This window comes from Paenibacillus amylolyticus, from assembly GCF_036894225.1.
Lineage (GTDB): Bacteria > Bacillota > Bacilli > Paenibacillales > Paenibacillaceae > Paenibacillus > Paenibacillus amylolyticus.
The window spans coordinates 4,190,554-4,204,848 of record NZ_CP145892.1; the positions used below are offsets into that span (position 1 = coordinate 4,190,554).

General features: G+C 45.7%; 13 protein-coding genes. 3 read left to right on the top strand and 10 right to left on the bottom strand.

Annotated features, from left to right (window positions below; translation table 11 throughout):
• Positions 1-22: 22 nt before the first annotated feature.
• Both V6668_RS18530 and V6668_RS18535 read right to left on the bottom strand, forming a co-directional pair.
• Positions 23-829, bottom strand: coding sequence for a hypothetical protein (locus V6668_RS18530; RefSeq protein WP_076250045.1), 807 nt, complete (start codon positions 827-829; stop codon positions 23-25).
• Between the two features lie 5 nt (positions 830-834).
• Positions 835-1,287: a flavodoxin gene (locus tag V6668_RS18535; RefSeq protein WP_017687802.1), complete on the bottom strand. Its 453-nt coding sequence runs from the start codon at positions 1,285-1,287 to the stop codon at positions 835-837.
• Between the two features lie 226 nt (positions 1,288-1,513).
• On the opposite strand from V6668_RS18535, the gene V6668_RS18540 reads away from it, so the two are divergent.
• The 3 genes from V6668_RS18540 to V6668_RS18550 all read left to right on the top strand — a co-directional run bounded on the left by V6668_RS18540 (position 1,514) and on the right by V6668_RS18550 (position 3,649).
• Positions 1,514-2,377: a class I SAM-dependent methyltransferase gene (locus V6668_RS18540; protein WP_036613317.1), complete on the top strand. Its 864-nt coding sequence runs from the start codon at positions 1,514-1,516 to the stop codon at positions 2,375-2,377.
• A 2-nt stretch (positions 2,378-2,379) separates the two neighbouring features.
• Positions 2,380-3,111, top strand: coding sequence for an RluA family pseudouridine synthase (locus V6668_RS18545; RefSeq protein ID WP_036672914.1), 732 nt, complete (start codon positions 2,380-2,382; stop codon positions 3,109-3,111).
• 193 nt (positions 3,112-3,304) lie between these two features.
• Positions 3,305-3,649 (top strand): MGMT family protein, encoded by a 345-nt coding sequence (locus V6668_RS18550; protein ID WP_036613313.1) that lies wholly within the window; start codon positions 3,305-3,307, stop codon positions 3,647-3,649.
• A gap of 105 nt (positions 3,650-3,754) precedes the next feature.
• Here V6668_RS18550 and V6668_RS18555 read toward each other — a convergent pair whose 3' ends face one another.
• From V6668_RS18555 to V6668_RS18590, 8 genes are all read right to left on the bottom strand, one after another.
• Positions 3,755-5,266: a DHA2 family efflux MFS transporter permease subunit gene (locus tag V6668_RS18555; protein WP_036613311.1), complete on the bottom strand. Its 1,512-nt coding sequence runs from the start codon at positions 5,264-5,266 to the stop codon at positions 3,755-3,757.
• The gene (locus V6668_RS18560; protein ID WP_036613308.1) at positions 5,263-5,709 is read right to left on the bottom strand and encodes a MarR family winged helix-turn-helix transcriptional regulator; all 447 of its coding nucleotides are present in this window, start codon (positions 5,707-5,709) and stop codon (positions 5,263-5,265) included. The genes V6668_RS18555 and V6668_RS18560 overlap by 4 nt, the downstream gene beginning before the upstream one ends.
• 275 nt (positions 5,710-5,984) lie before the next feature.
• Positions 5,985-6,425, bottom strand: coding sequence for a MarR family winged helix-turn-helix transcriptional regulator (locus V6668_RS18565; RefSeq protein ID WP_036613306.1), 441 nt, complete (start codon positions 6,423-6,425; stop codon positions 5,985-5,987).
• Positions 6,426-6,653: 228 nt separating this feature from the next.
• Positions 6,654-9,116, bottom strand: a complete 2,463-nt coding sequence (gyrA, locus tag V6668_RS18570) for a DNA gyrase subunit A (protein ID WP_047843513.1) — start codon at positions 9,114-9,116, stop codon at positions 6,654-6,656.
• A 12-nt stretch (positions 9,117-9,128) separates the two neighbouring features.
• On the bottom strand, positions 9,129-11,108 hold the full coding sequence (gene parE / locus V6668_RS18575; protein WP_036613300.1) for a DNA topoisomerase IV subunit B: 1,980 nt from the start codon (positions 11,106-11,108) through the stop codon (positions 9,129-9,131).
• A 76-nt stretch (positions 11,109-11,184) separates the two neighbouring features.
• A complete protein-coding gene (locus V6668_RS18580; protein ID WP_036613298.1) occupies positions 11,185-12,174 on the bottom strand; it encodes an ABC transporter permease in 990 nt (329 codons plus the stop codon).
• Positions 12,167-13,132 carry an ABC transporter ATP-binding protein gene (locus tag V6668_RS18585; protein ID WP_036672918.1) on the bottom strand — a complete coding sequence of 322 codons (966 nt, stop codon included), beginning with the start codon at positions 13,130-13,132 and terminating at the stop codon, positions 12,167-12,169. The genes V6668_RS18580 and V6668_RS18585 overlap by 8 nt, the downstream gene beginning before the upstream one ends.
• Positions 13,133-14,005: a GDSL-type esterase/lipase family protein gene (locus tag V6668_RS18590; protein ID WP_305955651.1), complete on the bottom strand. Its 873-nt coding sequence runs from the start codon at positions 14,003-14,005 to the stop codon at positions 13,133-13,135.
• Positions 14,006-14,295 lie beyond the last annotated feature (290 nt).

A 14,295-nucleotide genomic window follows, 5' to 3' on the forward strand; every position in this document is an offset into this window, starting at 1 on the left:
TATTGTTATCCTTCAACTGTCTTCACATCAACCATGTTTTCTTCGGTTCAATAGCTTCCGTTCTCCAGCGATCTACCTCTTCGTGTATGCGCGCTTTATCACGCGTCGTAAACTGTTCTGACTCCACCACTTCTGCTTGCGGCATGCTGTCACGTATCAAGCGAATGTAGTCCATGGAACGTATCAGAGACTGGCGTCCAGGGATGTACCTTATTTTGCGTCCTTCCAACAAACAGTATATCTCGATCATACCCGGTAATTTTCCGAAGGCTTCCCAGCAGAATGCACTGACCATATGCTGAAACGCCTCAACTACGTTTGGATCATGGACAACCATATATTTCTGAATAAGCAGCGAATCCCAGCCTTCGGGTTGCCAGGCCGCCTGAAATATCATCGATAAATGCATGGATAATGAAGGTAACTCCGTTCTCCACTGTTCAAAAAGAATGGCTGGATGCTTCAAATCATCGTTCATTGCAATGGCGAGTGACAATTCATCCGTAATCTTGTTCTTCACATCCCAGTAATGGAGAACAGATTCGAAACCATCCGTCTTTCTGGGCCACCACTTCTCAAGTAAATACTGTACGGGTACCTCTTTGCGAACATCGGGGTCGAGACTGTAAAAAGCATTGACCGCATGGCTCACCGCATATTGTACACGGTGCCTCCATTGAAGTGGAAGACGCTGCTCAGACACTGGTTCAGGGCGGATGAATCGATGTGGGCTGCGCAGCATTTCTTCCAATCTGTAATCTTCAAGCAGACGTCCAGGAAGATCATTCCTTCCGACTGGCATCGCTGCCTGAACATTATGTCTTAACATGATCTTTAGGACACCTGTAATCCGGCAGCAGCGAAGCGTTTGCCAAAGTCACGGCATGTTTCTTTCTCCTGCTCAAGCGGACTATATTCAATTTTCAACATCTCTGGAGATACCTCCGCCCCACGCTCCTGCAGCTTGGCAGCCGCCAGATCAACTGCACCGCAGAACTGCTCATACGAGGTGTCACCACTACCAAACACCGCAGCTCTCTTACCACTCAGGTCAAGCTCATCCAGCTCCTCATAGAAATCAAGGAATTCATCTGGCAACTCCCCGTCTCCCCAGGTGTACACACCGATCATGAATCCGTCATAGTCCAATACATCAGATGCATTACAATCCGTTACGGATTTCAGGTCTGCCTCGTGGCCTCCCTGCGTAATTCCTTCCACAATCAGTTCTGCAATTTCTTCTGTATTTCCTGTCATGCTCGCATAAGCCACTAACAATTTAGCCATCTATTTTTCCCTCACTTTATTTGATCATGTTATATTCTCTCTATGAAGAAAGAATGAATTTTTGATTAACAAAATCATATGTGATAATGATTATCATTGTCAAATTAAATTTTTGGTTATCTTTGTTTTTCAGTATATGGCGCACTCCCGTCCCCCAACTGGCGTACAAGCCCTTTTTTGTTGTACAATAGTATCCAAATGACTTTTGAAGGATGGATAAATCATTATGTACGTAGCTAAGAATTGGAAGGACTATGAAGTAATCGATACAGGAGGCGGCGAGAAACTGGAGCGTTGGGGAGATGTGATTTTACGCAGACCCGATCCACAGATTATCTGGCCCCTTGAGCAAGAAACCAATGAATGGCGTCAGGTGCATGGTCACTATCATCGCAGCTCTTCCGGTGGCGGTAACTGGGATATGAAAAAGCCCATTCCCGAGCGTTGGACGATCGGATACGAAAACCTGAAATTCCACATTAAACCTACCAGCTTTAAGCACACTGGTCTGTTCCCTGAACAAGCCGCCAACTGGAGCTGGATGATGGATAAAATCTCCAATGCAGGACGCCCTATTTCTGTCTTGAACCTGTTTGCCTATACAGGCGGAGCAACGGTAGCTGCTGCTTATGCAGGCGCATCTGTTGTGCATGTGGATGCAGCTAAAGGCATGGTTCAATGGGCCAAGGAAAATGTTCAATTATCCGGACTGGCTGATCGCCCTGTTCGTTTTATTACAGATGATGTATTCAAATTTGTACAACGGGAACAACGTCGCGGAAATCGTTACGACGCCATTATTATGGACCCTCCTTCATATGGCCGTGGCCCTAATGGAGAGACATGGAAACTGGAAGAGAACCTATATCCTTTCCTGAAGTCATGTATGACGATCTTGTCGGATAATCCATTATTCATGCTGGTTAACTCCTACACTACGGGCATTTCCTCTACGGTTCTGCGCAACATGTTGACCATGACGATGTCTGCTCAGTACGGTGGTGAAATTACTGCAGGTGAAATTGGTCTGCCGATCACACGTAGTGGTCTTGATCTGCCTTGTGGTATTCTGGGCCGTTGGGAGTCTTAATCATGTCAGAACATCGGCATGATCACGATGCAATTCCGATTCTGTTCGAAGACAACCATCTGTTAGGCATTACGAAGCCGGTCAATGTACCTACACAGGAAGATTCATCAGGTGATCCGGATTTGCTTACATTGCTTAAGCAGGATCTGAAAGAACGATACAACAAACCTGGCAATGTTTATCTCGGGTTAGTACACCGACTTGATCGTCCTGTTGGAGGGGCAATGATTTTTGCCAAGACTTCTAAAGCAGCTTCGAGATTGTCCGAGACTGTGCGGGGACGTCATTTCCGTAAAATATATGCGGCTGTTGTACACGGCAAGTTGCCTGCACAGCAGGGAACGTTAAAACACACGCTCCTGAAAGATGCACGTACAAATACCGTTACTGTGGTACCTAAAGGTACGGCTGGCGGTAAGGATGCCGTTCTGGATTACCGTGTTATCGGCGAGACAGACCGTTACAGCCTCGTCCATATCGAACTGCACACCGGCAGATCTCATCAGATTCGAGTGCAAATGAAAGAAATCGGCTGCCCTCTGTACGGGGATCAGAAGTACGGCGCAAGCGTGAATAAACCCGGGCAACAGATTGCTCTATGGTCTGCGATTGCTGCTTTTCCTCATCCAGTTACTAAGGAAGAAGTTATTCTGCAATCTTTGCCTGCAAGAGAATTCCCCTGGGCAGAATGGCCAGACGCTGTGTACCAAAAAGCTTTTGGACAATCTCAATAAATACGTGTTCAAAAAGACTGGTTTTCAATACCGATAAGATGGGATCAAAAGCGGTTTTATCGAACAACCTCTATAAGTGCACAGGATCAGGTTACATCTGTCCATACAACGTGTCGTTCAGATTCTGTATCTGAACGACACGTTTTCTTATATTTTCAGCTGTATAACTAAAATACAGAGAGGAGACATCATGATGACCCCGTTTACCAAACAAGTCGTTGCGATCATCGCGGCGATTCCCGAAGGTAAAGTGATGACTTACGGTCAGATTGCAGCCCATGCCGGGAGTCCAAGAGCCGCGAGACAAGTCGTACGTATTCTGCACTCGATGAGCCGCAAGGAACGTCTGCCCTGGCACCGTGTCGTCAATGCAAAAGGAGAAATCTCCATACCGGACGAACACTCGCGCATGATGCAGGAAACAGAACTGATTAGCGAAGGTGTGGAGTTTCAACTGAACGGAACCATTAATCTCAAACAGTTCGGTCATGAGCCCGATCCTGTATTTCTTATCGATCCAACGATCCAGCCCGAATAATAAAGTACTCTCCTCCTATCGCGCACACCAAAAAAAGAGAACTCAGGCAGTTAGGGTTACCCCTTCGACTGTTAGAGTTCTCTTTTTGGTTTTATCTGATATTCGTTATGCTGTAGCCGTCGCTTTTTCCTGTTCTACAGTAACAGGCTCAACAGCTGGTTTTGTTTTCCGAATAAAGAACGCCATGATCAAAGCAACCACGGTCATTCCAGTAGCCACGATGAATGCATAGTTAACGCCGTAAATCGTTGCATCTGCTGTAGCTGCTAACATCGCTGTCTTATTATTAGGGTCAACTTGGCCAGCAGCCACTGCATCCGCCAGATGTGTTTTGAGCTTACTACTCATGATAGTAACCAGAATGGCTGTACCGATCGCACCGGCAACTGTACGCAATGTATTGGACATCGCTGTACCATGCGCGTTCAGACGTTGAGGCAGTTGATTCAGACCTGCTGTCTGGATTGGCATCATCAGCATCGACATACCGAACATACGAGCCGTGTAGATAAACATCATGTAGCCGTAGGTAGTATCGATTGCCAGGCGACTCAGTCCAAAAGTTGTAATTGCCGTAATGGCAAGACCTGCAACCGAAAGCCAGCGTGCGCCCACTTTATCAAATATGCGACCTGTAATTGGAGACATAATCCCCATCAATATCGCACCGGGCATCATCAGAAGTCCTGATTCAATTGGTGAGAATCCACGAATGTTTTGCAGGAAAATAGGGAGCAGGATCATACCAGCAAACATCGCCATGGTCACGAGCATATTGATAATCGTTGTTAATGTGTACATGTTGTACTTGAAAATACGGAACTCAAGGAGCGGATGATCTGTTGTCAGTTGACGAATAACGAACAGAATCAGGGATATCGCACCTACGACGAGACATCCAATGACAATTGCACTGCCCCATCCATCGGTACCCGCATCACTGAATCCGTAGAGCAAACTACCAAAACCAAGTGTAGATAAAATAACACCTGGATAATCCAGTTTAGGTCTGGACTGACGTGTTACGTTTTTGACAAAAGCAATACCAATTGCCGTTGCAATAATAGAGAATGGCAAGATGATGTAGAACAACAATCTCCAGGAATAATGCTCAACCACATAACCTGAAAGTGTAGGCCCAATCGCAGGAGCCAGAATCATCGCAATCCCCATGGTTCCCATGGCCTGACCGCGTTTCTCAATTGGGAAGATGGTCAGGAATACAACGGTCATCAGAGGCATCAGGATACCTGCACCTGCCGCTTGAATAACACGACCTACCATCAGAATGGTGAAGGTTGGACTAAGACCACAGACTAATGTACCTATGGTAAATAGAGTCATGGCTGTAATGAAAATTTGACGCGTTGAAAATTTGGCAATCAGATATGCCGTAATTGGAATCAGCACACCGTTCACAAGCATATAACCCGTAGTTAACCATTGGGCTTTGTTTGGCCCGATGCCGAGGTCATCCATGATTTTAGGAAGCGCTACGTTCATCAGGGTTTGGTTCAGGAATGCCACAAAGGCACCAATTAACAATGCCGCTACAATTGGGCCTTTCTTGATGTTGTCCATCGCTGAGGATGGAGCTGCAGCAGTAGTCGTACTCATATGTTGTTCATCTCTCTTCCTTCTAACTTTTCAATCATTTGACTATGAATTCTAAGTAGGTGCTCAAGGTCTTCCTTCGATATGTCCAGAATGGGTGATACTCTTTCCATCCACAAATGGTGCGTTTCCTGTTGGGCCTGTTCCCCTTTATCCGTAATCTGAAGTTTAACGGATCGGCGGTCAGCATCCGAACGTGTCCGAACGATATACTCGCCTTTGACGAGCCGCTCCACAACAGCGCTCATGGAACTGCTGCCCATATGGCATAGCTCAGCCACTTCGTTGATGCCAATGGAAGGACGCTCCCTCAGGATGGATAACACCATAAACTGGATCGAAGTCAGCTCGATCTCCTTGTTTTCATTCCAAAATGCTCGAAAAAGCATTTGATTCACTTGGCGGAACGAATTAATAATATAGAATACTTCATACGTATCAGTCATTGTTTCACCCTTTTACTTTTGGAATATAATATTTCGTACACGAAATATCAGGGGAACAATTATTTATTATAACAAAAATATTTACATAGTCAACTCTTTACATATTAATTCACAAAAATAATATTAGGACATACTAACTGTGCTACAGCCATGCCTTTACCCAACTAACCTGGACACAGTGTGTAGCATATGTAATTTGTAAATAAAATAACCATAGGGCTCCTGCATGAAACGAGCAGGAACTCCTATGGTTATTCAGAAGAATCAGCATGGTATCATACCGAAGTAGATAAGGCAGGCTCTTTGGTTTTGGGTGTTGTCATTTTGCCTAACAGATATACCAGCAATTGTTGATTGTGCATCGAAATGTTACTGAGAACAGAGTTCATGAATTCATTCCGGATGGTGATTCCCCGCTCTGTCTCCATTCTTCCTTTCTCTGACAGAGATACCCACACAATGCGTCGATCCTGATTATCCCGATTCCTGCGAATCAGATCATTCTTCTCCATTCGATCGAGCAGCATGGTTACAGCAGCTGGCGTAGTTGACAGATAAGGAATCAGATCCGAAGGTTTCATCTTCTGATGGTCTTCAAGTACCTCCAAAACAGCCAGCTGAGCCTCCGTTAATGAGGGTGCCAGCTCTTGATCCATATGCAATTTATAATCTTTGGTCAACCTGGACCAGCACTTGGCAAAATCGGAATTATACATCTTCCATCGCTCCTCTCTGCAACCAGTTATCACTTCACCTGCTTAAGTTTTCGCGCTCCAAAGCCGCATTCCTGCTGCCTTTTTTCAATTTCCTAGCGATCGACCGTAATCGACGAAGGTTGTTAAACTTTGCATGAATGCCCTCTTCTAATCCGCCTTCGAACAACAAAAAAAGACTTCTCGCATGACAGGATTAGCTGTTCTGCGAAAAGTCTCGTTTGTTTGTTTTTATGAAGATGATGCTGGTTGATTCTCATTGAAGTCCCTTAGAAGTTCAACGATCTCGTCCTGTTTGTCCACATGAACGATCAGCTTGCCAATATGTTTGCGCTCTGTAATCGGAACCCCTTCCGAAGAGATCGGGAACACTTGGCCTTCTTTGGTCATTACAGTGATCTTACGTTGCTCTTTGCAATAGAACGCTCCAACAATACGGCTACCATTCGGTTTCACACGTTTGCCTTCTTTGAACTCGAATGTGGCAAGCCCCTTGCCTCCACGACTTTGTATAGCGTAATCCAGAAGTAATGATCGTTTACCATATCCCAGATCGGACAACACGGCAACTTCACCTTCATCTCCTTCTACCCATAAAGCCGATACAACTTCATCTGTATCTCTTAACTGAATACCACGAACACCACCGGATACACGTCCCATTGGATTAACCTCATCCTCTCGGAAACGAATCGCCATGGCTTCTTTTGTAATCAACATAATATCTTGACCACCTGTACTTAAATGTACAGATAACACTTCATCGTCCTTGCCCACTTTACAAGCCGCAACTGCACCGGAACGCTTGGTAACGTAATCCTTCAGCTCCGTTCGTTTCACCTGTCCTCTTCGCGTAACGAAGACCAGACTGTGATTTGGCTCTTCAAAGGATTTCACAGCAAGCACACTTGCAATACGGTCATCTTTCGCAAGGGGAATGACATTCACAATGGCTGTGCCTGGATCTTTCCACTTGAATTCAGGTACCTGGTGAACAGGTAACAGGAAGTACTGACCTTTCCTCGTAAAGACAAGCAAGTTCTCAAGCGTATTTACTTCCAGAACCTGAGCGATATAATCGCCGTCTTTTACACCACTTCCGCTCCGTTCACCACCAGAACGTGTAAAGGACTGCATGCCTGTACGTTTCACATATCCCTCTTTGGATAACGTAACAAATACATCTTCCGCATTCACAAGTACTTCAAGATTAACCTTAAGTTCTTCCACTTCACCCTGGATCGCAGAACGACGGTCTATGCCGTATTTCTCACGAATCTCCATCAATTCCTTGCGGATGACTCCGATGAGCTTGCGGTCACTATCCAGAATGGATTGTAATTGTGCAATCTTTTTCATCAGTTCACCGAGTTCCTTCTCCAGAGAATTGATCTCCAGATTTGTCAAACGGTACAATTGCAACGTAAGGATGGAATCCGCTTGGCGTTCCGTGAATCCAAACATCCACATCAGGTTGTTTTGAGCATCTTGACGGTTCTTCGACGCTTTGATAGCCGCAATGACCTCATCAAGGATGTTAAGTGCTTTTACCAAGCCCTCGAGCACATGCGCACGGTCTTGCGCCTTCTCCAGCTCAAACCGGGTACGGAAGGTTACAACCTCCCGCTGATGGGCAATGTAAGCCTCGAGGATCGATTTCAATCCTAATTGATGAGGTGCTTTATTCACAATCGCCACCATATTGAAATTATAGGTGACCTGCAGGTCGGTTTTCTTCAGCAAATAAGCCAAAATACCTTGTGCGTCCGCTTCTTTTTTCAACTCAACCACGATTCGCAGACCTTCACGTCCGCTCTCATCACGCACTTCGGCAATACCTTCAACCTTCTTCTCAAGTCGGATGTTCTCCATCGCTGTAACCAGACGAGATTTCACGACCTGATACGGAATTTCGGTAATAACGATCTGCTGTTTACCACCGCGCATGTTTTCAATCTCGGTTTTGGACCGGATATAGATCCGTCCCTTACCTGTGCGATAGGCATCCAGAATGCCGTCACCGCCCATAATCAATCCGCCTGTTGGAAAGTCAGGACCCTTCATAAACATCATGATTTCGTCCAGCTCAATCGACGGTTTCTCCATCACAGCGATCGAAGCATCAATGACTTCACGTAAATTGTGTGGAGGAATCTCCGTTGCAAATCCGGAGGAAATACCGCTGACACCATTAACCAGCAAGTTCGGATAACGGGATGGCAATACAACCGGTTCTTTGGCCGTATTATCAAAATTATCCTTAAACAGAACCGTCCGTTTCTCGATATCGCGAAGCATCTCCATCGCGATGGGCGACAAACGGGCCTCCGTATACCGCATCGCCGCTGCCGGGTCATCATCCTGTGATCCCCAGTTACCATGACCGTCCACGAGCATATGGCCCATTTTCCATGGCTGAGCCATCCGCACCATGCCCTCATAGATGGAGGAGTCACCATGTGGATGATAATTACCCATTACGTCCCCAACGGTTTTGGCAGACTTGCGGTAAGTCTTGTCAGGCGTATTACCTGAATCGTACATGGCGTATAGAATACGCCGTTGTACTGGCTTCAACCCATCCCGGACATCCGGAATGGCTCGATCCTGAATAATATATTTGGAGTAGCGACCGAAACGGTCCCCAACGACCTCTTCGAGAAAGGCCGGCATAAATTGTTCTGATGGACTCATTCCAAGCACCTTCTATTCTTCGTACTCTGTAAAGTCGACGTTCTCTACAATCCAGCGTTTCCGCGGATCAACCTTATCACCCATGAGCGTAGATACACGACGTTCTGCTTTTGCTGCATCAACAATCTGTACCTTCAGCATCGCACGAGTTTCCGGATTCATTGTTGTCTCCCACAGTTGATCCGGATTCATCTCACCAAGACCTTTATAACGTTGAAGCTCAACATTATTACCGAATTCCTTCATATAATTAGCCAGTTCTTCATCCGTCCATGCATATCGAACACTCGCAAGCTTACCAGACTTACGAGTAAGTTTGTACAATGGCGGCTGAGCAATATATACTTTGCCTGCATCAATTAAAGGCTTCATATAACGATAAAAGAAGGTCAACAGCAACACCTGAATATGTGCGCCGTCCGTATCCGCATCGGTCATAATGATAATTTTGGAATAATTGCTGTCTTCAACTGCAAATTCGGTTCCTATGCCCGCCCCGATCGCCGCTGTAATGGCGCGGTATTCTTCATTTTTGAGAATGTCGGCCAGCTTTGATTTTTCCGGATTGAGCGGTTTTCCCTTGAGCGGCAGAATAGCCTGAATCTTCGAGTCACGTCCCTGTTTGGCAGAACCACCTGCGGAATCCCCTTCGACAATAAATAACTCATTTCGGGTAAAATCCTTTGATTGCGCCGGCGTTAGTTTGCCGTTCAGGTTGGAACTTTCGCTACGTTTCTTGCCTGTGCGCATATCATCACGTGCTTTGCGGGCTGCTTCTCTGGCTCTGGAGGCTTGAACCGCTTTGCGAATTAACGTTTGCGCTACCTGCGGGTTTTCTTCTAGGAACCGTTGAATATTCTCGGACACGACCGAATCCACTGCACTTCGAGCGGAAGCGCTGCCGAGCTGATCCTTGGTCTGACCTACGAACTCAACCTCTGACATCTTGACACTGATGACGGCCATCATACCTTCACGCAAATCATTGCCTTCGAGGTTTTTATCTTTTTCCTTAATCATGCTGGTACGCCGCGCGTAGTCATTCATTACACGAGTGTACGCAGCCCTGAATCCGGTCTCATGTGTACCGCCACCCCGAGTAGAGATCGAGTTCACGAACGAAGCCAGCGTTTCGGTATAACCCGCGTTATACTGGATTGCCACTTCGACTTCAATGTCATCCTTCTCCGCATAGAAGTGAATAACATCATGCAGCACATCTTTATTTTCGTTAAGAAAAGCAACAAACTGGCTTGCTCCACCTTCATACATGTATTCATCCTGATTGCCCGAACGTTCATCCTTGAGCACAATTCTCAGACCCGAATTCAGAAAAGCAATCTCCTGAAGACGTTCTGCCAATGTATCATAATTAAATTGAATACCGCTCTGGAACACCCGAATATCCGGTTTAAATGTAACTTTTGTACCTGTCCGATTGGTATTGCCTAACACTTCGAGACCGGAGACCGGTTCACCGACATGTTCAATCCCTTTTTTGTCCTTCCAATACTCGAATCGCTGACGATGAATCTTGCCATCACGGAAAATCTCGACTTCAAGCCACTCGGACAATGCGTTAGTAACTGACGCACCTACACCGTGCAAACCGCCTGATTTTTTGTATCCTGATCCACCGAACTTTCCGCCTGCGTGCAAAATCGTAAACACGACCTGGGGAGTAGGAATCCCTGTTTTATGTATACCTGTCGGAATTCCCCTTCCGTTATCCTGAACCGTAATAGAACCGTCCTTATGCAGCGTGATATCGATTTTGGAGCAGAATTTGGCGAGATGTTCGTCGACAGCGTTGTCGACAATTTCCCATACCAAATGATGTAAACCTGAAGTGCTGGTGCTACCGATGTACATCCCCGGCCGTTTCCGTACCGCTACCAACCCTTCAAGTACTTGAATGTCGTCCGCGTCGTAGCCTGAAGACCCCTGTCCTCCGCCTGTCGAACCTGCCGACATATCGATTTGCTCGACCATTCATGCTCCCCCTTCTTAACTTGCAACTAAAAAAATGCCTAAAATGCAAACAGATGTTTTCTTATCCTTGTCCATTTTAATTCAAGATATCCCGTTTCGTAAAGACAAGGAATGACACAATGAGTGAAGCAATGCCCCAAACACTAAGCACAATAAGGGAAAAACCTAAATTCATACCCTCGATTGGAGGTAACCCGCCAGACAAATAATTCGGAAGTTCGAGGTTAACCATGAACAAATACTTCGCGGTCTGCCAGGACGCTGCCATACTGGTCAAGATTGTTCCTGCAATCAAAGCGGCCATCATGATAACAATACTTGCAGCAGTACTGCGCACAAGCACAGATACCATAAATGCAAGCATAGCCACAATTACACTCACAAACCAGATCAGTCCTGCCTGCATGAGCATGTACAGCCACTGGTCTACAGCATGCACTGCCGACATATCGACATCTGTTCCCACAACTTTGAATCCTGTGAAGATTGGCATGTTGAAGCCTTTATAACCAAAGACCGCACCCGATATGACATAACATATAATGTAGGCTGATACCACTATGATCGAAACAAACATAATCAGCGTAATTAATTTACTCAAAAGCACTTTCCAGCGTCTAACCGGACGCGTTAAAAGCATTTTAATCGTACCTGTCGTACGTTCACCAGAAACAAGATCTGAAGCAATAGCCATGATTAACAGTGGAATAAACAATCCAACCGCGTTGTTCATGAACTCCCGCGTAAAGGTGACACCGCCCGGTTCTTTGGGATTAATGTCATTCTCAAGATAATACTGCATCTGCTGGATATATACTGTTCTATATTTTTTGTACTCTTCAGGTACCCGATCGCTACCGAGCGAATTTTGATTGTCTGTGATGGCCTGTTGCAGTTCAAGACGCCAATCGCCGCCAAACTTGTCGCGATTATTCTCCGCAGATTTCATCTGGGCATACGTAAACATCGGTACGAGGACCGCAAGTACAATAAATATAATATAAAGCCGTTTTTTCTTCACCATCTTAATCGTTTCATTGCGGATCAGCGGCATGATATTACTCAATGGATTCACCTTCTGTCATTTTTAAGAATAGTTGTTCAAGCGTAGGCTGGATCCGCTGTACCCCTTCAACCTGTACACCAGCTTGAACCATCTGTTGCACCATATCAGGAATTCGATCTTCGTGCATCTCGGCAACCACAGCGTTGGGACCAAGGCCCGCAACAATGGTATCATCCATCACATCCGCAGGTCGACCTACCAGAGCAATGCCTGCATCCTGCAACATTTTTTTGCCTTGCTCCAGTGGTGAAACATGCCATATAGCCAACTTCGAATGATCTTCAATCAGTTCGCTTACACCTCCAACAGCAAGCACACGCCCAGCACTGATAATGGCTACTCTGTCACAGAGAAGCTGGATCTCACTTAACAAGTGACTGCTGACAAATACAGCCATACCTTCGCTGGCAAGTTGCTTAATAAAGACACGAAGTTCCTTAATGCCTTTTGGATCAAGACCATTTGTCGGTTCATCCAGAATAAGCAGACGCGGTCGCCCAAGCAGCGCTTGTGCAATACCGAGCCGTTGACGCATACCCAATGAGTACGTTCTGACTTTATCGTGAATCCGCTGATCCAGACGCACAATATCTACAACTTCCTGAATTCGTTCATTGTCCACACCTGGTTGCATGCGAGCGAAATGCTCCAGGTTCTCCCACCCTGTCAGATATGTATATACCTCCGGATTTTCAACAATGGAGCCTACATACTTCAAAGCACGCTCAGGGTCCCGATTCACATCATAACCACAAACTTTAATTTTTCCTTCTGTTGGTTTGATCAGATCGACCAGCATCCGTATCGTAGTTGTTTTGCCGGCACCGTTGGGACCGAGAAATCCGAAGATTTCACCAGGTTTTACGTCAAATGTAACGTCCTTAATGATCCATTTGCGTCCGATCCGCTTTTTCAGATTCTGTACGGATAGGACGGAATCATACAGTTGCTCTGCCATTTAATTTCCGCTCCCTTCTGCCGGTGTATCTGCCTGGAATTCCTGTGCAATCCGAACTGCAATTTGCTCATAACCTTGTCCGTTGGGATGGAAATGATCTGACGAGAGATACTCCCCCAGATGATTTTCAAACAAATCGAATGTAGGGACCAGTGTCATCTTGTCCTCATTGTTCAAAATAGCCAGTGCAGCATCGTTCCATGCAGCTACCACTGCATTACCTGGCTTCTCCAGTTCCTTCACATCGCCAAATGGATTGTACAACCCTATGTACGCAATCTGCGCATCGGGATTAATTTCTTTTACTTTCTTCAATATCTCTTGAAGGCGCTTCGACGTTTCCGGCAAAGCCGCTGCCAGCTGCTCTGCTGTTGGCGGATCTTCCCCCTGTAGAACTTGTCCTCCCTGGAACAAATCATTTGCGCCGATCGAGAGCAAGATAAAATTGGATTGTTGTAAGACGTAACGTACGCCTTGCTCATCGAGTTTTTCCAATAAAGCATCTGTTCTCAAACCGTTTACACCCAGATTATTAAGAACCTGAACGTCATATCCTTTATCTTTAAGCAGATTCCCTGCACGTCTCACAAAACCGAGTCCTTCATCATCGCCCGTGCCTCTTGCCAGAGAATCACCGATGACGGCCATCCGAATCTTGCCATCTTCCACGACAGCCGGTTCCCCCTCGATATCCTTAGATGGAGCAGTTGCCTCCTGGCCTGTAGTTAATGCGGAATCTCCCTCGGGGAAAATCACGTCTTTTATGGCGTAACCAAATCCAAATAACAACAACAAAGTTGCCAAGATGGATACTGTACTGACAGTTCTCCAGATCCATGGTGCTGAATCCAGGCTTTTTTTCTTTTTCATCATCACATCTCCACTCATGTACACCAGTCCGGGTGCTTTATAATTTATAATGACTTTACATTAAGGCGTGTCTGAAAATCCGCTTACTTCGGAGTTTTCAGACACGCCTTAATGATGCTATTCCTAAATAACATAAATGTTCTGTCGTTAATTTGCAAACTTTGGCGCTGCATTCGCAGAATTCATTTTTTATATGTCATTTTACGGAAAAAAGGTTATGCCATACACAGATTTGAACTGTGTACTGGCATAACCTTGTGGAAAAGAAAATCATACTTTCTTCATTATAAATC

What these genes read in the sequence shown, in the direction of transcription:
- V6668_RS18530 (WP_076250045.1), bottom strand. Translation starts at nt 829, where the DNA reads ATGTTAAGACATAATGTTCAGGCAGCGATGCCAGTCGGAAGGAATGAT.
- V6668_RS18535 (WP_017687802.1), bottom strand. Translation starts at nt 1,287, where the DNA reads ATGGCTAAATTGTTAGTGGCTTATGCGAGCATGACAGGAAATACAGAA.
- V6668_RS18540 (WP_036613317.1), top strand. Translation starts at nt 1,514, where the DNA reads ATGTACGTAGCTAAGAATTGGAAGGACTATGAAGTAATCGATACAGGA.
- V6668_RS18545 (WP_036672914.1), top strand. Translation starts at nt 2,380, where the DNA reads ATGTCAGAACATCGGCATGATCACGATGCAATTCCGATTCTGTTCGAA.
- V6668_RS18550 (WP_036613313.1), top strand. Translation starts at nt 3,305, where the DNA reads ATGACCCCGTTTACCAAACAAGTCGTTGCGATCATCGCGGCGATTCCC.
- V6668_RS18555 (WP_036613311.1), bottom strand. Translation starts at nt 5,266, where the DNA reads ATGAGTACGACTACTGCTGCAGCTCCATCCTCAGCGATGGACAACATC.
- V6668_RS18560 (WP_036613308.1), bottom strand. Translation starts at nt 5,709, where the DNA reads ATGACTGATACGTATGAAGTATTCTATATTATTAATTCGTTCCGCCAA.
- V6668_RS18565 (WP_036613306.1), bottom strand. Translation starts at nt 6,425, where the DNA reads ATGTATAATTCCGATTTTGCCAAGTGCTGGTCCAGGTTGACCAAAGAT.
- gyrA (WP_047843513.1), bottom strand. Translation starts at nt 9,116, where the DNA reads ATGAGTCCATCAGAACAATTTATGCCGGCCTTTCTCGAAGAGGTCGTT.
- parE (WP_036613300.1), bottom strand. Translation starts at nt 11,108, where the DNA reads ATGGTCGAGCAAATCGATATGTCGGCAGGTTCGACAGGCGGAGGACAG.
- V6668_RS18585 (WP_036672918.1), bottom strand. Translation starts at nt 13,132, where the DNA reads ATGGCAGAGCAACTGTATGATTCCGTCCTATCCGTACAGAATCTGAAA.
- V6668_RS18590 (WP_305955651.1), bottom strand. Translation starts at nt 14,005, where the DNA reads ATGATGAAAAAGAAAAAAAGCCTGGATTCAGCACCATGGATCTGGAGA.